Below are 26,467 nucleotides of genomic sequence, written 5' to 3' on the forward strand. Positions count from 1 at the left end.
GTTTGTGTTAAAGAATTTAAAAAGAGTATTTTCGTTTTTCTCTATCGTTCTACAGTACATTATAAATGTAGCTTTGATCTGTTTGGGAATTGTTTTAAGTGTGTTTCTTATGAAAGAAGTTATTCAATTTATACAAGAACTTAAATTAAATAGTGAGGAATCTAGTTATCATTTAATTGATAGCATTGTCGTATTCTTTTTATATTTTGAATTCATCGTAATGATTATAAAGTATTTTCAAATGAACTTTCATTTTCCATTGCGTTATTTTATATATATAGGTATTACGGCTATTGTTCGTCTAATTATTATAGACCATGATAGTCCAATGGATTCATTGATATATGCTTGCGCGATTCTTGTATTAATTAGTGCTTTATTCATTGCAAATTCTAAAATAATGCGTCGTGATTTAGAAGAGTGAACGTTTGTTGTTTAAATCAAAAAAGATGTTTTATCTTTTGGTAAAAAGGAGTAATAGTATTGAAAGAAATAATCTTAACCAGTTTTATAATAATAGGGTTTATGATTCTACTATTTAATTGTATACTTTCATAATTTAAAAGAATAAAAGGTTAATAAGGAAAGAGGTTTTTGTAAATATGGTTCATTACAATAATCAAAATAGTTTACATCAAATATTTACATTAAAGGGAACAGTTATAAGAGATATTTTCCCGCAAATTTTATTATATATATGTATTTCAACGATAGTAACTGTGATTAATTATTATTATGTAGAAATAATAATTAATCAAACTCCTTGGGTAATTGTTGGAGGAGCTTTAGGTCTACTGTTAGTTTTTCGTACTAACACTGCCTATGATAGGTATTGGGAAGGTAGAAAGTTATTTGGCACGGTTGGTGCTTGTACTAGAAATTTGGCAGTTAGTTTTTTATGTTATTGGGAGTCTAAGGGGAAAAAGAAGGATCAGGAAAAATTAAAATTTTTACATTTGTTAATTGCTTTTCCAAAGATAGCGAAAGGACATTTGAGAGACGAAAAAGATTTATCCGAAATAAAAGCATTGTTTGATATTTGTTCTGAGAAGGAAAAAGAAATGTTGGCTGAGTCTATTCATTTACCGATTAGTATAGTTTTTATGTTAAAAACTATACTATCAAAAGGTTTGAAAACGGGTCAAATTCACCCAAATGCAATAATTAATATGGAAGCTGATTTGAATACTCTGCTTACGGCTGTGATCGAATCAAAACAACGCCTATTCCTTTTGCTTATTTTGCTCATATTAAAATTTTACTGCTCATATTTTGCGGGACTTTATCGATTGGTCTTGTTGATAGTCTTGGATGGTTTACAGTACTTGCAACTACGTTTATAAGTTTTGCATTTATAGGGATTGAAGCAATAGGGGTTGAAATTGAGGATCCATTTGGTCAGGATCCAAACGATCTTCCGCTAGAAGGGATTTGCATAGGGGTAGAAACGCATTTAGTGAATTTATATAATCAAAACGCCCTATTAGAAGTAGTGGATTTGAATCTTGATAAAAAAATCATCTAATCCTTCATTGTGTACGACGATTAAAATTTAAAAATCTTGTCAAGAGTCAGTTTACGGCTTAACGACGTCTTTATATTTTTTATATAAATATATAATATTTCTCCGTGCTATAATCCATTCATGAAATGTGCACGTTTCAAAAATTGTAATGAAAAGAGAAATGAATTGGGGAATAGTTGGCTTATTGAAAACAGTTATTCAATCATTATTAAAAAGCGAGGTAAGTAATATGGAACAAAAACATAGTGGCATTATTTTTACTGCAATACCAGATGAATCGAATGAATATTATCGACCATTTTATGAAGACATTATTTATTTTAATGAATACTTAAATGAAAATAAAGCATTTACCGATCAACTTATATCTTTATCTGTTGAAGAGCAAGACTTTCATACAAACTTTTTTGAGTATGATGATATTTGGCTAAGAGATGTTGCACCAGTTGTAACAAATCATCTAGTTAAATTCAAATATCAACCGAATTATTTACCGAAAGATCAAGGACGATATTTAGATCAACAATTTAATAAATGGTTGAAAAAAAACGACTTTGAATATGTGACATCTCCATTGATATTAGACGGTGGAAATCTTATTTGGAATAAAAAAGATACCGTTATATTAACGGAACGCATATTTGATGATAATTATGATTGGACGGAAGAAGAAATTATAGAGCAACTGGAATGGGATTTAGATGTGAGTCGGGTTATTATTATTCCTGCTGAAGAGGGAGATGTACTTGCACACGCAGACGGGATGGTTAAATTTATTGATGAACATACAATGTTTATTAGTGATTTTTTAGGGGATCATGAATTTAGATATAAGGTTCAAGAGATTATTCAAGAGCAAATGCCAGAGGCTGAATTTATAGTTGTTCCCTCGTCATATACAGAGAAGGGTCAATACGATGAAGAGATAGCGTCAGCAAAAGGTTTATATATAAATATGTTAGAAACATGTGATACGCTTTACGTTCCTAAGTTTGGATTAGCTAAAGATGAGGAAGTTTTACGATATATTCAACAGCATACTGAGAAACAAGTTATTCAAAGTCATGTAGGAGAAATATCGACAATGGGAGGCGCGATGAATTGTTTAACGTGGTATTGTCCTAGTCATTTGTTACCTTCAAAAATGAAAAGGGTGAACGATCAGAATGAAGGTTCTTCAATCAGAAAAATATTTGATTGGTTTTAATAAATAAGCTTATATATAAGAAAATGTATTCAAGGGGTATTTATATGTATACAATTACTGAGTTTTCGCGGATTTGTAAAATGAGTACACGGATGCTAAGGCATTATGACAAAGAGGATATATTAAAACCAGCATATGTGAATCCGGTAAATGGATATAGATATTATGAGCAAGGGCAGCTTGAAATAGCGCTGAAAATTAAAAAGCTAAGGGAGTATAAGTTTCCTTTACCGAAAATTAAAATAATTCTTCAATCATCAGATCAAGATTCATTTATTAAACATATGCAAGCACAAATTATAGAGTTGTCTCATGAGGTGAAACAAAATTTACAGGTTATTTCAGAAATGAATGAAATGGTAAATATGAATCATGCTTTAAATACTGCTTGTCATAGAAATTACGATATATTTATTGGAATGAGAAATGAAATAACAGTAATTGCTCAAAGACTGCAAATAAATATAGATGATATGGATGATTATTTTTATGACTTATATGAAAAAGTACAAAAGCATAACTTACAAATGGTCGGTTCGCCCTCTACGGTCTTTTATGATGAAGAGTATATTCCAAATGAAAGTGATGTTGAATTAAGGATTCCGGTCATGCATGGGAACAATAAAGATGTAGTACAAGAATATGAAATAAAAAAATTAAATCCACATCAAATCGTTACTACTATGCATTATGGAAGTTATGACTATATAGGCTACGCTTATATTGCGTTAGAAAAATGGATTGAAAGAAATGGTTATGTAATAGATGGTTCACCATATGAGGTCTACATAAAGGGACCTGAATGTGATTGTTTAGTAGAGGAGTATGTGACACAAATTTGTTTTTTAGTTATGAAAATAGACTGAGAATAAGGATTGACATTAACATTATGTCAATCCTTATTCTATTTATGTAAGTAATTCATCATAATAAAAAGGAGAAAGAATATGAAAAGAACAATCATGATTATTTTTCTGATTCTAAGTATGACATGGTTTTCAGCGTGTACTCCTGGAGTAGGAGAAGGTGAGAATGGTAGCTTCGTTCTACCAAATCAGTTGCCAAAAAATGTAGTGTTTAAAAATGGTACAATCTATACTTCAAATGACAAGCAAGACATTGTAGAGGCTGTAGCCGTTAAAGAAGGGAAAATTACATTTGTTGGTTCAAACAAAGATGTAGAAGGATTTATAAATGAAGATACGAAAGTGGTGGATTTACAAGGGCGTTTTATTCTTCCTGGTTTTGTGGACAATCACAATCATATATTTGAGGCGAAATCACCAGCAGCAGGGAATTGTAGTGTTTCACCGGATGCTGCGCTGCAAGAACAACGATCGTATTTAAAAGCTTGTAAAAAAGATATAAAGACAGGGGAATGGATAAGTGGAACAGGGTTCAGTTTGGAAGAGCTGTTAAAAGACATGGATGAAAAATCAGAACATCAAACCCCATTACAAGTTCTTGATGAGCTATTTCCTAATAACCCGGTATTAATTATGGAAAGAACTTCTCATTCTGTATGGGTTAACTCAAAAGCATTGGAAGTAGCGGGAATAAATAAAGAGACGAAAGATCCGCAAGGCGGAAGAATCATCCGGGATCCAGAGACAGGAGAACCTTTCGGGCTTCTGTATGATACAGCAGGGGATATCGTGATGGAAAAAGCATGGAATTCCCAGTCAAACCTCTTTGAAAAAAACTATGAAGGTTTGTTAGACGGTTTAGATGAGGTTGCGAAGAATGGTATTACTACAGTCGGCGATGGACGTCTCTATTGGAAACGAGGCTGGTTAGATGTTTGGAATAAAGTAAATGATGAGAAAAAGTTAACATCGCGAGTAGTACTTCGTCCGTGGGTATATCCGAACTTAAATGAAGCAGAACAAATGGAGTATTTCAAAAAAATTAAGCGTGATGATGTATCATCTCGAATGCTTATTAATCAAGTGAAAATGTATAGTGATGGAATTAGTATTAATAGTACAGCTAAAATACTAGAAAAATATAAATTTGAGTGGTTTAAAGGAACCCCGTACGGTTTGAACTATATTCCAGAAGAAAAAATGAAGTGGTGGTTGAGTGAACTCAATAAAATTGGTTACGGTGCACTCATCCACACAATTGGAGATGGCGGAGTAAGAGAAAGTTTAAATGCAATTGAAGCAGCGAAAAAAGAAGGGGCGAATCAACCTTATACGCTTACACATGTGGAAATGGTAGAAGATAGTGATATAAATCGTTTTGCTAAGTTAGGTATTAGCGCTGATTTCCAAGTAGGTCATGATTTTGCAGAAGATCCTAAACAAAGCTGGGCAAGTGCGTATTTTACAAATCAACAGATGAAACGAATTATGCCGTTAGGACGCATTTGGAAAACAGGAGCAAATGTATCGCTTAGTAGTGATTGGGACGTAAACGAACTGAATCCACTTGTGACAATTTCGAATGCGTTAAGTATTGAAGAGAAAGGCTTATCTGATATATATGCAGCTATTGATGCTTATACAATTAAGCCCGCCAAAGCATTAGGCCTTGATAATATTACTGGTTCAATTGAAGTAGGTAAATCAGCCGATATGGTATTGCTAAATGAAGATATTACTAAAATGAGTGTCGATAAGATTCCGAATGCGAAAGTTTTAGTGACGGTTTTACAAGGAGAAGTAGTGTATCACAAGGGAAAATAAAGAATCAGTTTATGAAGTAGTTAATATATTTCTGTTGACCTTAACACGATGTCAAAGTTTAGACTGAACTTACATTCGAAGAAGGGGTGAACACGGATGAGAAATATAGAAAATAGTTTGTTTTATATGCCTGCTGAGTGGGAAAATCATGAGGGGACATGGCTCCAATGGCCTCATGATAAAGCTCATAGAGGTGAAGGTTACAGATCTAAGCTAGATGATATTTGGGTAACGATGGCAAAGGAGCTTCATTACGGTGAGAATGTGCATATTGTTGTATTTGATGAGGAAGAAAAAGTACATGTACAATCGAAGTTAATTGAAGCGAAGGTAGATATGGATAAAATTGATTTTTTAATTGAAGAAACGGATGATGTTTGGATAAGAGATAATGGACCGATCTTTGTAAAAGATAAGGAAGGCAATCTCTGTTTAACACACTGGGTATTTAATGGTTGGGGGGATAAATATCCGTATGAAAATGATGCTGTTATTCCGGAAAAAATAAGTGAAATGTATAGCATTCCAAAAGTTAAATCTAGTGTCTGTATAGAAGGTGGAGGAATAGAGATAAATGGAAATGGCACCTTAATGGCGGCAAAAACTTCTATTATAAATGAAAATCGAAATCCTACACTAAATCAGGAAGAGATTGAAATAGAGTTAACGAAGTATTTGGGAGTAACGAATTTTATATGGATAACTGGTATTCGCGGAGAGGATAATTATGATGAAGATACAGATTACCATATTGATGGGGCAGCGCGTTTTGTAACTGAAAATACAATTCTTTATGAATATGATCCTTTCGGGGAAGGAGAGTCGTACCTTTTGGAGGCGTACGAAAAGCATTATCAAGAATTGAGACAAGCAAGAAATATAGATGGAAATCCATTTCAGCTCATACCAGTACCTGTAACAAGAAAAGTGGTAAAAGAGGCAGACTGTAAGGGCTCGTATTTGAACTTTTATATTGGAAATGAAGTTGTATTGGTTCCTATATACGGTGATGAACATGATAAGTTAGGACTTCAAATCATTGAAGGACAGTTTCCAGGAAGAAGAATTGTCGGTGTTTATGTAAATGAACTGTTTGCGTATGGTGGTATGATTCACTGTGTGACACAGCAACATTTAGCATAAAGTAACCGAAATGAAAAAAGCATGCAGATTCTATAATCTGCATGCTTTTTTCTATAATGCTGAAAACTCTTCAACAAGTGAGCTAAAACGATTTAGTGCACTTTCAATCGGTTCTGGTGTAGTTAAATCAACGCCAGCTTTTTTCAGTAGGTTTAATGGATAGTCAGAACTTCCGCCTTTAAGGAATTCAATATAGTTTTTCTGAGCATTTGGATCGCCGCTCAATAACTTATCAGCAATTTGGATTGCAGAAGCGAATCCAGTTGCATATTTGTACACGTAAAATGGACGATAGAAATGCGGTATTCTAGCCCAGCCGTATTTTACTTCTTCGTCAAATACGAGAGAGTCGCCATTATACTCTCTAAACAAGTTTTCATAAACTTCGCTAAAGACTTGGGCATTTAATGGTTTACCTTGTTCGGCCATTTCATGTGTAATTTTTTCAAATTCTGCAAACATGATTTGTGTAAAGAAAGTACCTTTAAAGCTATCGATAAAGTAGTTAATTAAATGATTACGTACGTTCGTTTCTTTTGCTTCTTTTAATAAATAATGAATTAATAACACTTCATTTACTGTAGAAGCGACTTCTGCAACAAAGATAGTATAGTGTGCAGAAATTCTTGGTTGGTATCCGTGTGAGTAATACGTATGCATACCGTGCCCGCATTCATGAGTAAGGGTGAAAAGGCTATTTAAATCATCATGATGATTTAAAAGAATGAAAGGATGAACACCGTATACACCAAAGTTATAAGCGCCAGAACGTTTTCCTGGTGTTTCTCTCACGTCTATATAGCGTTTATCTTTAAAGTTTTTTAATGTTTCGATATATTCTTTACCTAAAGGAGCTAGTGAAGCGATCATTATATCAAACGCTTCGTCGTATGGAATGTCTTGTTTTACACCTTTTACTAAATCAACACTCAAGTCGTATTGGCGTAGTTCATCTACATTTAATTTTTCTTTTCTAAGTTCATTATACGTATGTAATGATTGAATGTTTTTTTTCGTTGTCTCAATTAAATTTTCATATACTTCTTTCGGAACCATGTCGCCAAATAATGATTTTTCTAAAGCTGATGGATATTTTCGTAGCTTTGAGACAGTAACATTGTTTTTAATAGCTGCGGACAAAGTAGAAGCGATAGAGTTTTTTAACTGAACATATGGCTTGTAATAAGCTTTATAGGCTTCTTCACGATTCTCACGATTCTCATCTTCTATTAGCTTTGAATACATTCCACGTGTTAAGTTTACTTTTTCTCCATCATCAGTAGTCACTTCACCAAAAATTATATCTGCATTATTTAACATGCCAAATGTATGCTGTGGGGAGGAGAGTGCTTCACCCATTTGTGATAAAATCTCTTCTTGGTCTTTATTCAAAACGTGTTTTTTATAACGGTATAACTCAAATAAGTCTTCTTTATAATAGTGTAAGCCTTCGGTTTCTTCTATGTAAGAATGTAATGTGTTTTCATCTACGCTAAGTAAGAATGGAGAAAAGAAAGATTTAGCCGCACTTACTTTCACGTGTAATTGTGATACTTTATCGACAAGGGATTGAGCGTCAGTATCGCGTGTATCAAGATCAGATTGTAATCGTGCATAAGCGAACATTAAAGATATTATGCTAGATATTTCTTCACTCTTTGTTAAATAAGCTAATAAACTATTGCCATCGTGAATATTTCCATTAAACTTGTGTAATTCATTCGTTAATACTTCAATTTTATGAAAATCGCTTTCCCAATCTTCAATTGTATGATAAATATCCGTTAAATCCCATTTTTCTTTATCAGCTACTTGTAGTCGATCTTTAAGTTCAGTCATAATCATTTCCTTTCTAAATATGTAGTTATATTCCTATATAACTATGAAATACAACAAATTGCAAAAAATCCCTGCTGGAAAATAAAAAGCCTTGCCGAGAATGGCGAGGCTTTAAAAGTTATAATGTAATGCCGAACGTTGAATGAAGGAGGTTTGTATATTGCTCTTTTGTAATGGTTTCTTTTGTTTTATTTCTATTTTTCGTTACTGTAAGGCTATCTTTTGTTAATGATGCGTGCCCGTCATGAGTAAGTTTTACAACAAGAGGTACTTTGTTAAATGGTGAACCTTCATGTTCAACAATAATTTTTTGTGCTGCATTTGCTTTCGTTTCATCCACTTCTTCCAAGTAAAATGCATAACCTACTGTCCAATCATCAGTAGAAGATTGATCTAGAAACTCATTGCTTTTACGCATTTCTAAAATATAATTACCTTTTTCAGTCGTTTCTTTACGAATACGATAGTCGCCTGTTACAGAATGAACGATCTCACCTGAGAAAGGAACAGGGGAAAGGGGTAAATATGATCCGAAACCTACTTCAATTAAGTAAAGTTCATTATGATGTTGTAAAACAGTTGCGATATGCCCTGAATCTACAGCCCATATAGAATTTGCAGCGTTATAAACTGTTCCTGAAACGAGATGGACATCGAATTTAGAGTCTTTAAGGAAGTAATACATAGCCGGATTCAATTCATAACAAAGGCCGCCACGGTTGTTTATTAAAATTTTTTCTTTTAGATTTTCTTTTGATATTTCTTTAAAGTTGTTTTCGAGAATATTTAAGTTTTCAAAAGGGACAGTTTGTGCCATTGCGTACATAATGTTAGGTAAATCTTCAAATGAAACTTTGTGTTTTTCTTCTATATTTAATCTTGCAAAAAATTGTTTTTGAAAGTCGGTCATAGAAATCCCTCCGTTATGCTTTTATAGATAAATTGTAAACAATTTTGAATCCGATGTGAATTTTAAACTATATGGGGTACTTGTGTAATAGTTGAATTCATATTTTGAAAAATAATGTGAGAGATTAAAAGATTGTTACTTTACTAACTGTAGAACGAATATTATAATAAATTTAACAAATTATGCAAACGTTTTCTTGAAGGGGATGGTGTAAATATGTTGAAAAGGATTACGGTAGTCTGTTTATTGTTTATTTTGCTTTTTCCTAATATATATGAGGGAAATAAGGCAGAAGCAGCAACAGTGAACAATGGAACATTAATGCAGTATTTTGAGTGGTACGCTCCAAATGATGGGAATCATTGGAATCGTTTGCGTTCCGATGCTGAAAGTTTAGCTCATAAAGGAATCACATCTGTATGGATACCACCTGCATATAAAGGGACTTCGCAAAATGATGTAGGATATGGGGCCTATGATTTATATGATTTAGGGGAGTTCAATCAAAAAGGAACGGTGCGGACGAAATATGGGACAAAAGCACAGTTGAAATCTGCAATTGACGCTTTACATAAGCAAAACATCGACGTATACGGTGATGTAGTTATGAATCATAAAGGTGGGGCTGATTATACTGAAACCGTAACAGCTGTTGAGGTAGACCGTAACAATCGAAATATTGAAGTATCAGGTGATTATCAAATTAGTGCATGGACGGGGTTTAATTTTCCAGGGCGCGGAGATGCTTATTCTAATTTCAAATGGAAATGGTATCATTTTGACGGAACGGATTGGGATGAAGGAAGGAAATTAAGTCGAATTTATAAATTTAGGGGTGTAGATAAAGCGTGGGATTGGGAAGTGTCTAGCGAAAATGGAAATTATGATTATTTGATGTATGCAGATCTTGATTTTGATCATCCTGATGTTGCGAATGAGATGAAAAATTGGGGAACATGGTATGCGAATGAATTAAATTTAGATGGCTTTCGTTTGGACGCTGTTAAACATATTGATCATGAATATTTACGCGATTGGGTAAATCATGCCAGACAGCAAACGGGGAAAGAAATGTTTACAGTAGCTGAATATTGGCAAAATGATGTTCAGGCTTTAAACAATTATTTAGCGAAAGTCAATTATAATCAATCTGTGTTTGATGCACCGCTTCATTACAATTTTCATTATGCTTCAACAGGAAATGGGAATTATGATATGAGAAATATTTTAAATGGAACAGTAATGAAAAATCACCCTGCACTCGCAGTTACTCTCGTTGAGAATCATGATTCTCAGCCTGGGCAGTCATTGGAATCTGTAGTAAGTCCGTGGTTTAAGCCGCTGGCATATGCATTTATTTTAACTCGTGCAGAGGGCTATCCTTCAGTTTTCTATGGTGATTACTATGGGACAAGCGGAAATAGTAGTTATGAAATTCCAGCGTTAAAAGATAAAATTGATCCAATTTTGACGGCACGAAAAAACTTTGCATATGGTACGCAGCGTGATTATTTAGACCATCCAGATGTGATTGGCTGGACAAGAGAAGGCGATGGTGTACATGCTAATTCTGGTTTAGCGACATTACTCTCGGACGGACCAGGAGGATCAAAGTGGATGGATGTTGGAAAGAATAACGCTGGGGAAGTATGGTACGATATTACGGGTAATCAAACAAATACTGTAACAATTAATAAGGACGGATGGGGGCAGTTCCATGTAAATGGAGGCTCAGTTTCCATATATATTCAGCAGTAAATTTGTGATGAAAAGAAGAGGTAGACTGAAATATAAGTTTCCTCTTCTTTTTACATTGTTATCATTCCTAAATCTTTATTTTAATAAATGAACTAGTCGACTTTTGAAACAACAAGAGATGCATTGGAATAAATAATGTCACCCGTGGCTTCTCTTATTCGTACTCGAAGGACATCTCCTTGGTTTAAAGGTAATAGATCAGTTCTAGCGGATGTAGTTCTTACCCCAGAACCACCACCAACTCGTGTTTCAATGGCGAATTGAATGGAATCATTTATCGTAAGGTTTAATATACTAGACGAAATAGCTTGTATCACAAATACAATTGAAAAGGATACAGAGTACACACCAGTGGTATCAATTGTAATGGAGTTGTCTACTGGGGTTAGAGTAGTTCCACTAACAGGTCCTGGAATTGTCAAATTAACATTTGTATTAACTACTGCTGAAAAACCGATACCTACTTCAGAAGTTATTGTTCCAAATACCGGGAGAATTCCTAAACCGGTCGCTCCAGTGGGACCGGTTATTCCGATTCCAGTAGCGCCGGTAGGTCCAGTTATTCCGATTCCAGTAATTCCTGTAACACCAGTAGGACCAGTTATTCCAATTCCAGTAGGTCCTGTAATCCCAGTGGGACCAGTTATTCCAATTCCAGTAAAACCTGTCGCACCGGTAGGTCCTGTGATTCCAGTAGGTCCAGTTGGGAATGTAAATGGTGGAATTGGTGGTAGTGTGGGGCCAATTAAATTTGGTTCAAGAGCAGGTCCATGTAAAATAATATATTCTTCGCTCATATAGTAACCTCCTATGATTGCTTGTCATAATTATTAAATGTATTAGGGTAAGTAAATGACATTCGCAATAGCGGAGGCGCTTATTTAATTATTCTACAACGAAATTAAAGTTGCTACTTTAAAATTGGATACGATAAAAACCGTACTGTGATTGCTATAGAACTAAATATTAGTATGTTTTTAACTTGATTTTAATAGATGTTATATTTGCTTTACGATAAAATGATTATAGTGTAAAAATACACTATAAGTGTAAAGTAATAACAAATGGGTGTTTTTACACTTTTGGTTATTAGTTCTTTCTAAAGCAAGATGATGAGTTTTTATTATTCAAGTCAGCGAAGACAATTTGATGTAGCGGTTATTAGAGGAAGTTCTTTATATAAATCGTAATTTAAAATTTTTAAGGGTATTTCTGTATAGGAAGTAGTAGCAAAAGGAGAGGCGATATGAAAAAAACAAAAATGAAATATAGCATATTTTTTAGTTTATTACTATTAACATCATGTGATATATCGGATGAAGAAATTGAACAAAAAGCACAAAATTATACAAAAGCGGAATATGGTATGTCTGTTAAATTAAACGGAGTTGAAACACTGGATAACGGAAAGGATTTCCTTGGTCCAAAGGGGCGGATAGCTTCTGTGCAGCAAGTCGATGAACCGCATTTGCAATTTCAACTTTATTTTGATGGACAAATCTCTCCAGAAGTAAATAATGACAATTATAAAATGAAAAAGAAAACATATGATTTACAAAAGAAATTTAATACATACTATGGAGAAAAAGAGAATAACACTATACTTACTTTTGATCAAATGCAGACTGGGGATAATGTTTCCGATAAGAATGCTGAGAAAGAAATAGCGAAGAGAAATTTGAAGCAGTATTATACGGCAGTTTTTAGAAGTAATACTGTTTTAGATGTAAACAATCCTGTACATATGGAAACATTAGCGGAGGCTGCTAGAAGTATTCAGGAATTTAATAAAATTATTGAAAATAGTAAGGGTAACGTGGAAGATATAACGATTCAGCTGCCAAATACTAATAAAGATGTATTACAAAATATTGCTGTAGATTATATAGTAACGGCTGAAGATGCGAAAAAGACCCTTGAGAAAAAGGCTAATTATATGAAAGTTTTACAGTCTACAAAATGAAAAAAGCATTATCCGAAAAAATTGACCTTCCTCAGGTGTGAAAGGCAATAGTCTGACACCTTTACTTATTACAAAACATATAGTATGATGATTTCAATAAATTAGATTTCAATGAACATAAAATATAAATTAATGAGAGGTGCTTTTTGTGAGTGCGGTAGGTACTAAATAGGAAAAATTTAATGAAATAAATCGGATAAGACCAGGGGATTTTTTATGTATATCATACCCCTAATTTTGTCATGCATTTATTTCGAAACCTATGAAGATACCTACAATACTTTATAAAGCGTGTAATAAGGGGATTGCCATCTGTTTTTATGGCTTATTTTCTCATATGTTATTACACATGCCTTGTAAATGTAAAAGCTGCGGTATCCCCGCAGCTTTTTTGTATATGTTTTTAATGTATAAAAATGATAATTGAATAATGTAGAACTCATTGGAATCTAATGAGTAGGTATCTTCATTGATGATAAAAACCAATCATAGTGAGGAGAAACAAAATGAATATGATGACTTTTGAAAAGTTACAATATAACGAATTAAAGGATATAGTGAAATCTTATTGTGTAAGTGGATTAGGTAAGGAATTATTAAATAAATTAGAGCCGAGTACGAGTATAAAAGTAGTGAGAAATCGCTTAAATGAAACGACAGAAGCACGAGCTATAGTAGATGCAGAAGGGCATGTGCCTTTCTTCGGAATTTCTAATATCGCTAGTACAATTCAAAAATTAGAAAAAGGGATGATTTTAGATCCAGCAGAGTTAGTGAGTGTTTCAGACTTTTTACGTGGATGTAGAAAGATTAAAAAATTTATGTTAGATAAAAAATTTTTTGCACCAGTATTAGCTTCTTATGCGAATTCGATGACTGAATTTAAAAGTATTGAAGAGGAAATTAACTTTTCAATTAAAGGAAATAGCATTGATGCAGCGGCTAGTAAAGAGTTAAAACGAATTCGAAATAACATTGATTCTGTAGACGGAAAAATAAAAGAACGTTTAACGAAGTTTTTAAATAGTAGTGCAAATAAGAAATATATTCAGGAATTCTTTATTAGTAAGAAGGACGATAGGTATACGATTCCAATTAAATCTTCTTATAAAAATCAAGTTGCGGGAAGTATAGTTGAAGCTTCCGCTAAAGGTTCAACTGTATTTATAGAACCGCATACGGTTACAAAGTTAAATGCGGAACTCGCAAGTTGGAAAGCAGAAGAAGCGATGGAAGAGTATCAAATTTTAGCGACTTTATCAGGAATGGTATTAGAAAATATTTATCATATAAAAATTAATATGGAACTAATTAGCCAATATGATATGGTATTTGCGAAAGCGAAGTTTAGTAAATCAATCGATGGAATAGAGCCGAAATTAAACGATCATGGCTACATTCATTTAGTAAATTGTAAGCATCCGCTTTTAAGTGGAAAAGTAGTACCATTAAACTTTGAAATCGGTCAAGAATACCGTAGTTTAATTATTACTGGGCCGAATGCAGGCGGGAAAACAATTGTGCTAAAAACAATTGGATTGTTAACATTAGCGACAATGTCAGGCCTTCACATCGCTGGAGATAAAGAAACGGAAATTGCTATTTTCGAAAATATATTTGTAGACATTGGTGATAACCAAAGTATCGAAAATGCACTAAGTACATTTTCATCTCATATGAAAAATCTTTCTGAAATTATGAGGATGTCAAATAATAATACGTTACTGTTATTTGACGAAATAGGAAGCGGTACAGAACCGAATGAAGGTGCGGCGCTTGCGATATCTATTTTAGAAGAATTTTACCTTGCGGGATGTATTACAATTGCGAGTACGCATTACGGTGAAATTAAACGCTTTTCAGAAATGCACGATGATTTTATGAACGCAGCAATGCAATTTAATAGTGAAACACTAGAGCCACTTTATAAATTAGTGATCGGTAAATCAGGTGAAAGTAATGCACTTTGGATTGCGAATAAAATGAATGTGAGAGAACATGTACTGCAAAGAGCGAAAGAGTATATGGGAAATAAAGAATACGCTATAGAAAAAGTGAATGAAAGTAAGATTAGAAAACCGAAAATGGTGCAAGAAAAAAGAGAAAATGACTATGAATATAAAATCGGCGACCGTGTGAATTTGTTAGATCATAACGATTTCGGGATTGTATATAAGGAAAAAGATAATTTCTATAATGTTGTTGTATATTATAACGGTGAATTCGTTGAAGTGAATGTAAAACGTATTACTTTAGAGGTAGCGGCGAAAGAATTATACCCAGAAGGATATGATTTAAATACACTATTTGTCGATTATAAAGAAAGAAAAATGCAGCATGATATTGAGCGCGGATCGAAAAAAGCGCTTCGTAAAATTGAAAAAGAAATAAGAAAGAATAGAGGATAATATAGAATGGTAACGATTAGACAAGAACAAAAAAATGATTATAGTAAGACAGAAGAAGTTGTACAACAAGCATTTTTAAATGAAGAATTTAGCGATAAAAAGGAACATGAACTTGTAAAACGTATTAGAGAATGTGACGCATTTATTCCAGAGTTATCAATTGTTGCGGTAGATGAGGAAATCGTTGGTCACATTATGTTATCGAAAATTACAATAGAAAAAGATGGGGCTTCTGTAGATTCATTAGCGCTTGCTCCAGTATCAGTTTCTCCAAGCTATCAGAAAAAAGGAATCGGCGGAAAACTAATCGCTTCTGCTTTAGAAAAGGCGGAAGAACTTGGATACGGATCAGTTGTTGTGTTAGGGCATCAAGAGTATTATCCAAAGTTTGGATTTAAGAAAGCAAGTGAGTGGAATATAAAAGCACCATTTGAAGTACCTGAAGAAGTGTTTATGGTAATGGAATTAACAGAAAATGCTCTTGAAGGTGTAGAAGGAATTGTACAATATTCGAGTGCTTTTACTGAGTAGGAGTATCGGTTAAGAAATGTAATCATAAAAGATGCTATCTTTTTGTAGGGATATACAGAAAGATAGCTTTTTTTATTAAGCAGATCTACTTACGTATATTTTGCTCAATGAATAATTGAGATGGTAAAATTGATATAGAAATGTAAAGGGAGAGAATAGAATGAAGAAGCGAGAAACAGATAGCAATGAGAATGTAGTTACGTTATATGTTACAAGACATGGAAAAACAATATTAAATACGAATCAGCGCGCGCAAGGTTGGGCAGATTCTCCGTTAGTAGAAAAAGGTGTGGAAGTTGCCTCTAATTTAGGAACAGGATTAAAAGATGTTCATTTTGCGAATGCGTATAGTAGTGATAGCGGTCGAGCAATTGAAACTGCTAATTTAGTATTAAAATATAGTGAGCAATCAAAATTGAAACTTGAGAAAAGAAAAGATTTACGAGAATTAAATTTTGGTATTTTTGAAGGTGAAAAACTTGAAAATATGTGGGATGTGGTTGGAAAAGCTGCGGGCGTTGCATCACCAGAAGAACTCATGAAGTTTTCTATTCAAGAGGTGATTAATCTTATTAGAGCAGCAGATCCTACGAAACAGGCGGAAGATTGGGAATTATTTTCTACTCGTATAAAAGCAGAGATTGATAAAATTAGTGAAGAAGCTGCTAAAAATGGTGGAGGTAACGTTTTAGTTGTAGTTCATGGGCTTTTGATTACTGCCTTAATAGAAATGTTAGACAGTAGTAAAACAAAACTGGGAGTGGAAAATGCTAGTGTGACGAAAATTGCATATCAAGATGGGAAGTACACAGTCGAATCAGTTGGGGATATGAGTTATGTTGCAAAAGGGAAAGAAAGTGTGGAAATTTAACAGGGTGTATTACGATTCCTTTTAGATTTTCAAAATGGGGGGGAATAATGGATTTTCAAGATTTGATGGAATTTAAAGGATATATATATTTAAACAAATTGTTTGAACCTGAAGAAAATTCACTGAGGGTACTTATTGATAGGTGTAAAGTTAACAAAACTAAGGGACCCGCGAAAATTACAGATGAGGTTGAAATAGAAGCATCATCCATTGATGTTGATGACAATCTGCCAATTGTACAATTGGATTTTGAATCGTATGTTGCTTACTCCGTTACTAATGAATCGTTTACTGTAATGGATGACTACGAAATTTCAGAAGGTAGAATTTTTAGAGTTTACTCAAAATCAAGATATTTGGATTTCGTTAAAACAGGAACAATTGCTGAATTTATATTTCCTGAAGAGCAGTTCGTTCACTATCAAATTCCTTGTTTGAACCATATCATCGACATTATTTCATATGATGAGCCGAAAATTACTGGAATAAAAAGAAACTAATAAAATTCCATACTAAAAGAGCATCGGAATCGATGCTCTTTTAGTATGCTTATCTTTCCTTTTTAAAGTGGAACGATTACGGAATTAATAAAATCTTCCCAGTACTTTTACGGCTCTCTAATAATTCATGTGCAAGAGCACCATCTTGTAAAGCGAATGTAGTTGGACTCGCGATATTTAATTCTCCTGCAGTGATCCAATCAAATAATTGAGTAGAGCGTTGCTTGCGTTCTTCATACGTAGTAAGAACGTTCCAAAGGTCTCCACCTGTTAAAGTCTTTGAAGTATCCATAAGCATACGTGGATCTACAGGTATAGGACTACCGCCGGCCATTCCGTAAAATACGACAGTACCGCCAATTTTAGTAGCGTTAAAACTTTCCACGAGTGTAGAACCTACTGATTCATACACAACATTTACTCCGGCACCATTAGTCACCTCAAGTACTTTCGTATGCCATGCTTCAGTATATAAAAATACGTGATCAGCACCAGCTAACGTAGCTACTTGTGCTTTTTCTTTTGATGATGTAAGACCGATTACTGTTCCGCCCAGTAGTTTAATCATTTGAACGAGAAGTTGACCAACGCCACCAGCTGCGGCATGTACTAAAGCCATATCACCCTGTTTTATTTGATAGCTATCTTTCGTTAAATAATGTGCTGTTAATCCTTGTAATAAGACAGAAGCGGCTGTTTCAAAAGAAATAGAATCTGGAAGCGTAATTGCTTTTTCAGATGGAACGGCAACTAATTCTGCATTTGAGAATGGAACGTCAGCAAATGCAATGTGGTCTCCGGGATTGATAGTAGTAACGTTAGCTCCTACTTTTTCAACAATACCAGCGCCTTCATAACCTAATATATAAGGCGGATTGCCAGCGAGATGATAATCACCGCGGCGTCTATAAATATCAGCGAAATTTAAACCGATTGCTTGCATGCGAACAAGAACTTCATTTGGATTTATGATTGGATCATGTATTTCTTTATATTGTAGTACATCTGGACTTCCAAACTGTTCGAAACAAAGTGCTTTCATATGGAATACCTCCATTTTATTGTTTGTCGATGCTATTTATCATACAATACAAATATCAATAGACAAAGAGGATTATTTCGATGAAATCAATCGGAAATACCGATTGGAAAGGGGGATGATAAATGGAGATAAAACAATTAATTACATTTAAAGTAGCAGCGGACACTTTGAACTTTACGCAAACTGCGAAGAAATTGAACTTTGCTCAATCGAGTGTAACGGCGCAAATTAAAACGTTAGAGGCTGAGCTAGGCACGCCATTATTTGAAAGGTTAGGAAAACGTCTTTTCTTAACTGAAGCAGGCAGGAAGTTTCAACTATATGCTGATAAGATGATTGCACTCAGTAACGAAGCGAAAATGGCTGTGAAAGATGATGAGGAAATAGCGGGTACGTTAATAATCGGTGCACAAGAAAGTCAATGTACATATAGGCTTCCATCTATATTAAAGAAATTTAAAGCACAATTTCCCCAAATAAAGCTTATATTTAAACCTGCACATTCCAATAAAGATGCGAAGGAACAATTGATGGAGGGGAAAGTAGATCTTGTATTTATTTTGGACGAATGTAAAACAGAGGATGTTTTACATGTGGAGCCACTTATGAAAGAAGAATTAAAAGTAGTAGCTGCTCCTACGCATCGTTTACTTGAACAACCTTCCGTTTCTACAAAAGATTTAGAAAGCGAAACACTTTTACTAACAGAACTCGGTTGCTCGTATCGAACTTTATTTGAAGAGCTATTTCGTACAGAAGATGTGTATCCAGCAAATAAGATTGAGTTCGTTAGTGTCGAGGCAATTAAACAATGTGTTATTGCAGATTTAGGTATAGCCGTTTTACCCGCGATAGTAGTAGAAAAAGATATACGAGAGGGAACGATAAAAGAGTTACATTTAGAAAATGCAATTTCACCGATTTATACACAAATTGCTTGGCATAAAGATAAATGGATGACTGTACCACTGCAGCAATTTATTGATGTGACGAGGGAGTCATTTAATTAACAGTTGTTATAGGTGAACCAGTAATATAGTAAACGATTAAGTTATTTAAATAGATAAAGAGCATATTTTGAAAAAGATTAATCAAAACGTGCTCTTTATTTTTGTGTGCATTAAGTTCAGTTGTAGTAATTAACTAAGATCTGTATCAGGAGGCGTGTATCCGAGGTGACGAGCCATTGATACAAGTTGACCTTTATGATGAAATTCATGTGTTTCCGCATGAGTTAAAAGCCATAGCGGAGTTGTGCTCCAAGGTTCTTTTTGCCATTTCACTTCATTTGCTATATTTTCGAGCCAACGGTCATTGTATTCATCTAAAAAACGCATTACAACCTCATCGACTAACTTAAATCTAGCACGAACTTTCTCGACATCTGCATGCTCAATTTCATAATCACTAGCGAATGAAAAATCTGCTCGTTTTTGCTTGAATGCGAATGATCCAAGCCAGTATCGGTAGCAATCAGCTACATGAATATGGGTTTTTAAAATGCTGCCACTTCCGAAATTAGGAACTGTGCTGTGCAATTTTTCTAGTGGGATTTCTTCTAAAAACGAAAATAGAGTTTCTCTTGTAGAGCTAATAAGATTATATTGCTGTTTTAAAACATGTAACATGCAACTACACTCCTCTTTTATTTACTAAACTATTTGTGTAGTAAGTAATTCTATATTTACGAGGGGTGAACCTTTTTATTATTTTTACTAAGCATATTAGATGTTTTTCTTAATTGTTTCTGATAGATTAAACAAGGTGAAACTTTAATAAGTTTAACATCCTTAGTTCATAATAAATTGTACATAAAAAAGGAGACGATAAAATGAATAGAATAATTGGTTTAAAACAATTTGAAATAACGCGTGGGGCATTACTTCAATTTATGGAAACGTTAGATGATAAAACTGCGGATACGCAGCCGGAGGGCTTTAACAATACAATTCGCTGGCATATTGGTCACGTGTTAACGGCAGCAGAAGTTTTCATGTTTGGAAAAGAATTTAAACAATTACCAACTGAATATCCAGGTATGTTTGGATATGGTTCAAGACCATCTAAATGGAAAACAGAAGGGCCATCATTAGAAGTGTTAACGGTTCAATTAAAAGAACAAGCGAAGCGCATTCAAGAAATTCCAGCAGAAGCATTTGAAAATAAACTTCCAGAGCCATTTTTAGGGTTGGAAACAGTTGGAGAGCTTTACGGTATGATGCTTTATCATGAAGCAGACCATATTGGGCAAATGAAGGCGATGGAACGTATTATTAAGGCTCTTTAGTTTTGGGTAAAGTTAAATAATATATAGACAAAAAAAGGGTAGATAATTTATTATCTATCCTTTTTTGTTGTTGAACTTCTTGAAGGATTAAGGATTATGAACGCTAATCATCGTGATGCTGATGAAGAAGGAAAGAAAACCAACCAATTAGGATAAAGAAACACCCTAAATTTTATGGTAGTTATTATTTTTTTGTATTACTTAATAGAAAAATATTGAAAATAATACAGAAGAAAGTATAAGGTTGCAAAATCTGTATGAAATAGGGTATTCCTAAATATGGAATATACGTATAATAAAAGAGAGGAACTAGAAAATGGGGGAATACTATGATTACATTGGAACAAAAGTTGGAGCAATACACACATACATATGCACAGTTAAAGGGAGAACTAAAATGGAAAACGAGTGATTCTCGAACAGGTATGATGATTGCTGCTATGTATGCAGGTAGTGATAAACTGTTTGATCTCGGACGTTTTTTAGAAATTAGTAGTTATATTAAGAATCAGGTAGGGATGTTTTCATACTTAAAGTCTTATCATCGCTTTGTGGTGTCCGCAACATTAGATATTCACTTTACAGATTACAAGGAAGCTTTTCAGAGGTTTTTAGATTTATATGAGCAATTGGTCGCTGGTGGCTTTAGCCGGAGTATATTTACTTATCTCGCAGCAGCTGTGCTTTTAACAGAAGAAAATGAACAGCATGGCACGCACATTCAGCGTTCGATACAAGTATATAAACGCATGAAAAAGGATCATCTCTTTCTTACAGGTACAAATGATTATCCACTCGCGGTTTTACTAGCAGGACAATCAGAGAATGTAGAAACACTTATGGACCGAGTAGAACGTCTTTATCAGAAACTAGCGAAAGCTGGTTTGCGTAAAGGGAATGATCTTCAGTTTTTAAGTCATATCCTCTCACTAAAGAAGGATGTCCGTGAAGAAATGTTAGTTGCAAAATGCACAAACATATGGAAGTTGTTAAAACAAGAAAAGGTAAAAGTGAAACAGATGCATTATCCAGCTATCGGGCTACTAGCGTTACTTGAGGATGGAGAAAAAGAGATTCATTCTATTAAAGCGTTGATTGAAAAATTGCAGGGGGAGAAATTTTTCCGTTGGCATACAGATACGAATATTCTTATTGCTATTCAACTGTTTGTAAGTCAGAAAGGTGAGGAGAGTAAAGCTACCAACACAGGTTTACAAACTATGATAGAAGTCCTCATACAAGCACAACAGGCAGCTATGATGGCAACGATTGCCGCTTCATCTGCAGCAACCTCTTCTGCTAGTACTAGTTCATAATGTGCAACTGCTTATGCTCTCGTAAATTATGATGAACCTATAATGCCTTTGATGAGGATGGTTTAAAAAAGGCCCATCACTCTCTAATGAGTGATGGGCTAACTGTTTTTACATAATCAGCATTATCTTTTCGACTGCTTCAAATGTTTGAGTTGTGTAACAATCATAATGCTAATAACAACGAGTAAAAACCATGAGCTAATTTTGCTTAAGTGAACGAGGCTCCATGTTTCCCGTTGATTTGGATATTGCCATGCTCCGAAGAAGGTAGCGATGTTTTCTGCAATCCAAATAAAGAATCCGATAAGGAAAAATGAGAGTACGAGCGGCATTTTATATGTAACGCCTCGTAATGAAAATTCCACAAATGTGCGAAAGAAAACAATGAATAAAATTAAAGTTAATACCCATCTAAAGTCATATAGAAAATGATGTGTAAAAAAATTAAAGTAAATCATTGCTCCTAGAGGTATTGCAAAAATAGCTTTCGGCCAATGATGCATTTGTAAATGCAATCTTCTCCACGCTTGGCATATGTAACTTGCGACACTCGCATACATAAAACCGCTGTAAAGCGGAACTCCGAAAACTTTTGAATACGCCTCTTCAGGATAACTCCATGAACCGAAATGTACTTTATATATTTCTAGTAAAAGGCCGATGAGGTGGAAGACAGTAATTACTTTTAGTTCATCTTTTGTTTCAAGACCTGTTTTGTACATAATCCACTGCATAAGAAGACATACGATGAGTATGAAATCATATCGGTACAGCCCTGGAATCGAAATGATTTTTGAAAGAGCAAGTGTTAAAAAAATAATGACAGGGAACAAACAGGATAATGCTTGTTCATAAGTAAAATAGAGTAGTTGTTTTACATAAAACATGTTTTCACCTTCAGGATTATTATTTGAAAAATCAAAATAATAACTTAGTATACTACAAATTTGAAAATAAAACAGTACGTCATTTTGCATGTATTTGGAAGTTTTAGAAGGGAGTTGTAATAAGTATTTTGATAGTTTAACAAAGTAAAAAAAAGTTTGCTATTTAAAAAAAGTGGGGATATAATATCTAAATGAAAATGATAATTATTATCAATAATGATTATAAATACAAAATAATTATAAAAAAGAACTGAATATAAAGGATGAAATGAAACATGTTACATAAGTCTACTGTACATGCTGGCAATAATCGCTGGATACATATTAAGTTCATATGTTTCATGAGCTTAACAATTATATGTTTAATTGGAGCTATATTTTTAGCCGTTGCATTTGGTGCAAAGGATATCCATTTGCAAACTGTGTGGGCAGCGGTTTTTGATTATAATCCGAAATTAACACAGCATCAAATTATTTATGAATTAAGGCTCCCAAGGGTAATTGGCGCAGCAGTTGTAGGAGCTGCTTTTGCAGTCGCTGGAGCTGTTATGCAAGGGGTAACACGAAATCCTTTAGCTGATGCAGGTGTACTTGGAATAAATGCAGGTGCGATGTTTGTAGTAGCACTTAGCTTTGCTTTTTTCCCGCATATGCCGTATTCCTATTTAATGATTGTCTCCTTTATTGGAGCAGTTTTAAGTACAGTACTCATTTTTATTATTGGATCAGCAACATCAGGCGGGCTAACGCCGATGAGGTTAACGATTGCAGGGGCAGTTATGGCCGCGCTTTTACATTCGTTAAGTTCAGGTGTCGCGATTTATTATGACTTAAGCCAAGATTTAGCGTTTTGGTATGCTGGTGGTGTTGCGGGGGTTAAGTGGGAACACTTGAAATTTTTAGTGCCTATTATTCTCATAACAATTGTTTTTGCGACAGCGCTAGGGCGATCTATTTCACTCATATCCATGGGGGATGATGTCGCTACAAATTTAGGTGTAAAAACGAACCGAACGAGAATACTCGGGATGATTACGGTAGTGATTCTAGCAGGTGTTTCTGTTTCAGCTGTTGGTTCCATTGGATTTGTAGGATTGGTCATCCCGCACATTGCTAGAAAATTAGTAGGTGTTAATTATCAACTTATTATTCCTATGTCAGCATTATTAGGAGCTATTTTATTAGTTTTAGCTGATTTAGGAGCAAGAACAGTAAATCCTCCTAAAGAACTTGCGATAGGAATTATGGTAGCTCTTGTTGGAGTTCCGTTCTTCCTTTATATAGCACGTAAAGTTGGGAGGGAGTTATAAGTGAAGGATCTTTTTAGCACGGATAAAAAGAGAGCTATTACTGTAACTACAATTTTCGGATGTATAAGTATCGCTGTAATTTTGATTAGCTTAAATACGGGAACGCTGAGCATCGCACCGCTCAAAGTAATTCAAACGCTTTTTGGCTATGGTGATTTTGAGAGTGCAACCGTGCTATACGATTATCGTATGCCAAGAATTATAATCACAATGTTAGCAGGTATTGGCCTTGGGGTTTCCGGTGCGATTTTGCAAGGATTATCTCGTAATGCACTCGCAGATCCCGGGATTCTTGGATTGCATTCAGGTGCATCTTTCGGGATTATTATATTCGTTACTCTCTTTCATTCTATTAACGAGAGTGCATCGATTTTAATACCGTTATTTACATTTGGCGGAGGAGTGTTAGCTGCATTTCTTATTGTTTTGCTTGCGAGTGATCGGTCAAAAGGTTTACTTCCCATTAGACTTATTCTTGTTGGTATTGCAGTTTCAGCTGGTTTTAGTGCACTTTCGTTATTTTTCTCGCTCAAGTTAAATGATGAGACGTATACATTCGCTTCTAGGTGGTTAGTTGGTAACGTGTGGGGAAGAGATTGGATTCATGTCCTAGCATTATTACCTTGGATTTTGATACTAACTCCGTACGCATGGCTGAAATCCAAAACGTTAAATGCACTGTCACTAGGTGATAGTGTAGCAGCAGGACTTGGTGTATCTGTTCAAAAAGAACGGTTACTGCTTTTAGCTACAGCGGTAGGATTGTCTTGTGCAAGTGTATCAATGGCAGGGGGAATTGGCTTTATCGGCTTAGTTTCTCCGCATATCGCAAGAAAGTTAGTAGGTAGCACATATCAACATTTCCTTCCGTTAGCTGGCATAATTGGAATGATTATTTTAGTACTCGCGGATACGATAGGGCGATCTTTATTTGAGCCAAACTCTATTCCAGCTGGCGTAGTAGTAGCGGCTTTAGGTGCGCCATATTTTCTTTATTTACTTACAAAAACAAAATAAATACTTCAAAGAGGAGAACATATGAAAAAGAAACTTACTATTTTATTTAGCATTATGTTTATTTTAGTATTATCAGCATGTGGTCAAACGAAATCTAGTGAAGAGGCAACTAAAAAAACTGAAAAAAGTAATGATCCAAAAATTGCTTCTATGTCTATTCATTTAACGAATAACTTACTTGCATTAGGAATTACACCGGTAGGTTCTGTAATTGGTGGAGATTTAAAAGATTTCTTACCTCACGTGAAAGAACAGTTGAAAGATACGAAGAAACTGGGCGTTGTAACAGATCCGAATATGGAAGCATTACTACAATTAAAGCCATCTGAAATTTATGTGGATGAAAAATATGCTGGCAAAGATTTAGCGAAATACGAAAAAATTGCAAAAACACATACTTTTAATTTAGATGAAGGTACGTGGAGAGATCATTTAAAAGAAGTAGGTAAACTTGTAAACCGTGAGAAAGAAGCAGATAAATATATTCAAGACTATGAAGAACAATCAAAACGAGTAAAAAGTTTAATAGATAAAGAGTTAGGTAATAACGAAAAAGTAATGGCAATTCGCGTTACCGCAAAAGAATTACGTGTATTTAGTACGAAAAGACCGATGGGACCAATTCTATTCCAAGACTTAGGATTACAACCTGCAAATGGTGTAGAGAAAATTGATGGAAACCGTCCTTTCGAAGTAATTTCACAAGAAGTATTACCTGACTTTGATGCGGATGCTATTTTCGTTGTCGTAAACAGAGACGATAAAGCAAAAGCAGCATTTAAACAACTGCAAGAAACACCAATTTGGAAAGACTTAAAAGCTGTTAAGGGTAAGCACGTATACATTATTAATGATCAACCATGGCTTGACTATTCTGCTTTAGGTAACAAAATGGCAATGGATGAAGCAGAGAAAATGTTTACGAAATAATACAGTTTTGCTATTAGGAAAGGCCCTCTAAATTTGGAGGGTCTTTTTATTGTTGTTATTGTTAGAATAAATGAAAAATTATACAATGAAGTTAATTCAATGCAAGGGAGATGTGCCAATGTCAGCACTTATTGTAAGTATCCCGTTAAAAAAACAGTTTATGGAACAAGGGGATAAAGTGAAACTTTAATCAGTGGGGGTTTTGTTCATCCCCCACTGATTATTAGCCTTCACCAATCGGGCGTTTACGGGCAGCCCGACTCCCACCTAACTTCTTCGCTCCAGCTGAATTTTGAGGTGGGAGTCTTACTGCCCGTTAATGCGGGATAAATA

General features: G+C 34.4%; 22 protein-coding genes and 2 pseudogenes. 18 read left to right on the top strand and 6 right to left on the bottom strand.

What is annotated here, in order from left to right:
- Positions 1–4 precede the first annotated feature (4 nt).
- From psiE to JFU18_RS25585, 6 genes and pseudogenes are all read left to right on the top strand, one after another.
- Positions 5–424 (top strand): phosphate-starvation-inducible protein PsiE, encoded by a 420-nt coding sequence (gene psiE, locus JFU18_RS25560; protein WP_201034612.1) that lies wholly within the window; start codon positions 5–7, stop codon positions 422–424.
- 178 nt (positions 425–602) lie between these two features.
- A pseudogene (locus JFU18_RS25565) lies at positions 603–1,525 on the top strand (bestrophin family protein).
- A 229-nt stretch (positions 1,526–1,754) separates the two neighbouring features.
- Complete coding sequence (locus tag JFU18_RS25570) at positions 1,755–2,732, top strand: agmatine deiminase family protein (protein ID WP_201031543.1); 978 nt, start codon at positions 1,755–1,757, stop codon at positions 2,730–2,732.
- Positions 2,733–2,776: 44 nt separating this feature from the next.
- Positions 2,777–3,598, top strand: a complete 822-nt coding sequence (locus JFU18_RS25575) for a MerR family transcriptional regulator (protein WP_201031542.1) — start codon at positions 2,777–2,779, stop codon at positions 3,596–3,598.
- Between the two features lie 81 nt (positions 3,599–3,679).
- The gene (locus JFU18_RS25580) at positions 3,680–5,422 is read left to right on the top strand and encodes an amidohydrolase (RefSeq protein ID WP_201034187.1); all 1,743 of its coding nucleotides are present in this window, start codon (positions 3,680–3,682) and stop codon (positions 5,420–5,422) included.
- A gap of 96 nt (positions 5,423–5,518) precedes the next feature.
- Positions 5,519–6,565: an agmatine deiminase family protein gene (locus JFU18_RS25585; protein ID WP_201034186.1), complete on the top strand. Its 1,047-nt coding sequence runs from the start codon at positions 5,519–5,521 to the stop codon at positions 6,563–6,565.
- 51 nt (positions 6,566–6,616) lie between these two features.
- On the opposite strand, the gene pepF is transcribed toward JFU18_RS25585, so the two are convergent.
- Positions 6,617–8,404: an oligoendopeptidase F gene (pepF, locus tag JFU18_RS25590; RefSeq protein WP_201034185.1), complete on the bottom strand. Its 1,788-nt coding sequence runs from the start codon at positions 8,402–8,404 to the stop codon at positions 6,617–6,619.
- Positions 8,405–8,522: 118 nt separating this feature from the next.
- Complete coding sequence (locus tag JFU18_RS25595; protein ID WP_002033438.1) at positions 8,523–9,314, bottom strand: arylamine N-acetyltransferase family protein; 792 nt, start codon at positions 9,312–9,314, stop codon at positions 8,523–8,525.
- Positions 9,315–9,530: 216 nt separating this feature from the next.
- Here JFU18_RS25595 and amyS point away from each other — a divergent pair, with 216 nt between their 5' ends.
- Complete coding sequence (gene amyS / locus JFU18_RS25600) at positions 9,531–11,072, top strand: alpha-amylase (RefSeq protein ID WP_201034184.1); 1,542 nt, start codon at positions 9,531–9,533, stop codon at positions 11,070–11,072.
- Between the two features lie 92 nt (positions 11,073–11,164).
- Here the strand turns inward: amyS and JFU18_RS25605 are convergent, their stop codons facing one another.
- Positions 11,165–11,869, bottom strand: coding sequence for an exosporium leader peptide-containing protein (locus JFU18_RS25605; protein ID WP_201034183.1), 705 nt, complete (start codon positions 11,867–11,869; stop codon positions 11,165–11,167).
- A 449-nt stretch (positions 11,870–12,318) separates the two neighbouring features.
- On the opposite strand from JFU18_RS25605, the gene JFU18_RS25610 reads away from it, so the two are divergent.
- The 5 genes from JFU18_RS25610 (at position 12,319) to JFU18_RS25630 (ending at position 17,345) form a co-directional block, all read left to right on the top strand.
- A complete protein-coding gene (locus JFU18_RS25610) occupies positions 12,319–13,035 on the top strand; it encodes a hypothetical protein (RefSeq protein WP_201034182.1) in 717 nt (238 codons plus the stop codon).
- A 506-nt stretch (positions 13,036–13,541) separates the two neighbouring features.
- Complete coding sequence (locus JFU18_RS25615; RefSeq protein WP_201034181.1) at positions 13,542–15,443, top strand: endonuclease MutS2; 1,902 nt, start codon at positions 13,542–13,544, stop codon at positions 15,441–15,443.
- A gap of 6 nt (positions 15,444–15,449) precedes the next feature.
- Positions 15,450–15,974 carry a GNAT family N-acetyltransferase gene (locus JFU18_RS25620; RefSeq protein WP_201031534.1) on the top strand — a complete coding sequence of 175 codons (525 nt, stop codon included), beginning with the start codon at positions 15,450–15,452 and terminating at the stop codon, positions 15,972–15,974.
- Between the two features lie 160 nt (positions 15,975–16,134).
- Entirely contained in the window at positions 16,135–16,845 is a 711-nt protein-coding gene (locus JFU18_RS25625; protein ID WP_201031533.1) for a histidine phosphatase family protein, read from the top strand.
- A gap of 47 nt (positions 16,846–16,892) precedes the next feature.
- Positions 16,893–17,345, top strand: coding sequence for a hypothetical protein (locus JFU18_RS25630; RefSeq protein ID WP_201031532.1), 453 nt, complete (start codon positions 16,893–16,895; stop codon positions 17,343–17,345).
- Between the two features lie 76 nt (positions 17,346–17,421).
- On the opposite strand, the gene JFU18_RS25635 is transcribed toward JFU18_RS25630, so the two are convergent.
- Positions 17,422–18,387 carry a quinone oxidoreductase family protein gene (locus JFU18_RS25635; protein WP_201034180.1) on the bottom strand — a complete coding sequence of 322 codons (966 nt, stop codon included), beginning with the start codon at positions 18,385–18,387 and terminating at the stop codon, positions 17,422–17,424.
- 122 nt (positions 18,388–18,509) lie between these two features.
- Here JFU18_RS25635 and JFU18_RS25640 point away from each other — a divergent pair, with 122 nt between their 5' ends.
- Entirely contained in the window at positions 18,510–19,397 is an 888-nt protein-coding gene (locus tag JFU18_RS25640; protein WP_201031530.1) for a LysR family transcriptional regulator, read from the top strand.
- 129 nt (positions 19,398–19,526) lie between these two features.
- On the opposite strand, the gene JFU18_RS25645 is transcribed toward JFU18_RS25640, so the two are convergent.
- The gene (locus JFU18_RS25645; protein WP_201031529.1) at positions 19,527–20,015 is read right to left on the bottom strand and encodes a DinB family protein; all 489 of its coding nucleotides are present in this window, start codon (positions 20,013–20,015) and stop codon (positions 19,527–19,529) included.
- 203 nt (positions 20,016–20,218) lie between these two features.
- On the opposite strand from JFU18_RS25645, the gene JFU18_RS25650 reads away from it, so the two are divergent.
- Together JFU18_RS25650 and JFU18_RS25655 are read left to right on the top strand one after the other, a co-directional pair.
- A complete protein-coding gene (locus tag JFU18_RS25650) occupies positions 20,219–20,674 on the top strand; it encodes a DinB family protein (RefSeq protein ID WP_002033453.1) in 456 nt (151 codons plus the stop codon).
- Positions 20,675–20,953: 279 nt separating this feature from the next.
- Positions 20,954–21,990 (top strand): annotated as a pseudogene (locus JFU18_RS25655) (DUF4003 domain-containing protein).
- Between the two features lie 122 nt (positions 21,991–22,112).
- Here the strand turns inward: JFU18_RS25655 and JFU18_RS25660 are convergent.
- Positions 22,113–22,877 (bottom strand): DUF817 domain-containing protein, encoded by a 765-nt coding sequence (locus JFU18_RS25660; protein ID WP_063225733.1) that lies wholly within the window; start codon positions 22,875–22,877, stop codon positions 22,113–22,115.
- 275 nt (positions 22,878–23,152) lie between these two features.
- On the opposite strand from JFU18_RS25660, the gene JFU18_RS25665 reads away from it, so the two are divergent.
- Genes JFU18_RS25665 through JFU18_RS25675 form a run of 3 tightly spaced genes read left to right on the top strand, consistent with a single transcriptional unit; the run spans position 23,153 to position 26,134 of the window.
- On the top strand, positions 23,153–24,187 hold the full coding sequence (locus JFU18_RS25665; RefSeq protein WP_063218589.1) for a FecCD family ABC transporter permease: 1,035 nt from the start codon (positions 23,153–23,155) through the stop codon (positions 24,185–24,187).
- Positions 24,188–25,204 carry a FecCD family ABC transporter permease gene (locus tag JFU18_RS25670; RefSeq protein ID WP_201034179.1) on the top strand — a complete coding sequence of 339 codons (1,017 nt, stop codon included), beginning with the start codon at positions 24,188–24,190 and terminating at the stop codon, positions 25,202–25,204.
- A 21-nt stretch (positions 25,205–25,225) separates the two neighbouring features.
- On the top strand, positions 25,226–26,134 hold the full coding sequence (locus JFU18_RS25675; protein ID WP_002014213.1) for an iron-hydroxamate ABC transporter substrate-binding protein: 909 nt from the start codon (positions 25,226–25,228) through the stop codon (positions 26,132–26,134).
- Positions 26,135–26,467: the final 333 nt, after the last annotated feature.

It is taken from the genome of Bacillus sp. TH22, assembly GCF_016651015.1.
In the GTDB taxonomy this organism is placed as follows: Bacteria; Bacillota; Bacilli; order Bacillales; family Bacillaceae_G; genus Bacillus_A; species Bacillus_A mycoides.

Bases quoted from the DNA above. Each gene is read 5' to 3' on its own strand.
- JFU18_RS25570 (WP_201031543.1), top strand. From the start codon at position 1,755: ATGGAACAAAAACATAGTGGCATTATTTTTACTGCAATACCAGATGAA.
- JFU18_RS25575 (WP_201031542.1), top strand. From the start codon at position 2,777: ATGTATACAATTACTGAGTTTTCGCGGATTTGTAAAATGAGTACACGG.
- JFU18_RS25580 (WP_201034187.1), top strand. From the start codon at position 3,680: ATGAAAAGAACAATCATGATTATTTTTCTGATTCTAAGTATGACATGG.
- JFU18_RS25585 (WP_201034186.1), top strand. From the start codon at position 5,519: ATGAGAAATATAGAAAATAGTTTGTTTTATATGCCTGCTGAGTGGGAA.
- pepF (WP_201034185.1), bottom strand. From the start codon at position 8,404: ATGACTGAACTTAAAGATCGACTACAAGTAGCTGATAAAGAAAAATGG.
- JFU18_RS25595 (WP_002033438.1), bottom strand. From the start codon at position 9,314: ATGACCGACTTTCAAAAACAATTTTTTGCAAGATTAAATATAGAAGAA.
- amyS (WP_201034184.1), top strand. From the start codon at position 9,531: ATGTTGAAAAGGATTACGGTAGTCTGTTTATTGTTTATTTTGCTTTTT.
- JFU18_RS25605 (WP_201034183.1), bottom strand. From the start codon at position 11,869: ATGAGCGAAGAATATATTATTTTACATGGACCTGCTCTTGAACCAAAT.
- JFU18_RS25610 (WP_201034182.1), top strand. From the start codon at position 12,319: ATGAAAAAAACAAAAATGAAATATAGCATATTTTTTAGTTTATTACTA.
- JFU18_RS25615 (WP_201034181.1), top strand. From the start codon at position 13,542: ATGAATATGATGACTTTTGAAAAGTTACAATATAACGAATTAAAGGAT.
- JFU18_RS25620 (WP_201031534.1), top strand. From the start codon at position 15,450: ATGGTAACGATTAGACAAGAACAAAAAAATGATTATAGTAAGACAGAA.
- JFU18_RS25625 (WP_201031533.1), top strand. From the start codon at position 16,135: ATGAAGAAGCGAGAAACAGATAGCAATGAGAATGTAGTTACGTTATAT.
- JFU18_RS25630 (WP_201031532.1), top strand. From the start codon at position 16,893: ATGGATTTTCAAGATTTGATGGAATTTAAAGGATATATATATTTAAAC.
- JFU18_RS25635 (WP_201034180.1), bottom strand. From the start codon at position 18,387: ATGAAAGCACTTTGTTTCGAACAGTTTGGAAGTCCAGATGTACTACAA.
- JFU18_RS25640 (WP_201031530.1), top strand. From the start codon at position 18,510: ATGGAGATAAAACAATTAATTACATTTAAAGTAGCAGCGGACACTTTG.
- JFU18_RS25645 (WP_201031529.1), bottom strand. From the start codon at position 20,015: ATGTTACATGTTTTAAAACAGCAATATAATCTTATTAGCTCTACAAGA.
- JFU18_RS25650 (WP_002033453.1), top strand. From the start codon at position 20,219: ATGAATAGAATAATTGGTTTAAAACAATTTGAAATAACGCGTGGGGCA.
- JFU18_RS25660 (WP_063225733.1), bottom strand. From the start codon at position 22,877: ATGTTTTATGTAAAACAACTACTCTATTTTACTTATGAACAAGCATTA.
- JFU18_RS25665 (WP_063218589.1), top strand. From the start codon at position 23,153: ATGTTACATAAGTCTACTGTACATGCTGGCAATAATCGCTGGATACAT.
- JFU18_RS25675 (WP_002014213.1), top strand. From the start codon at position 25,226: ATGAAAAAGAAACTTACTATTTTATTTAGCATTATGTTTATTTTAGTA.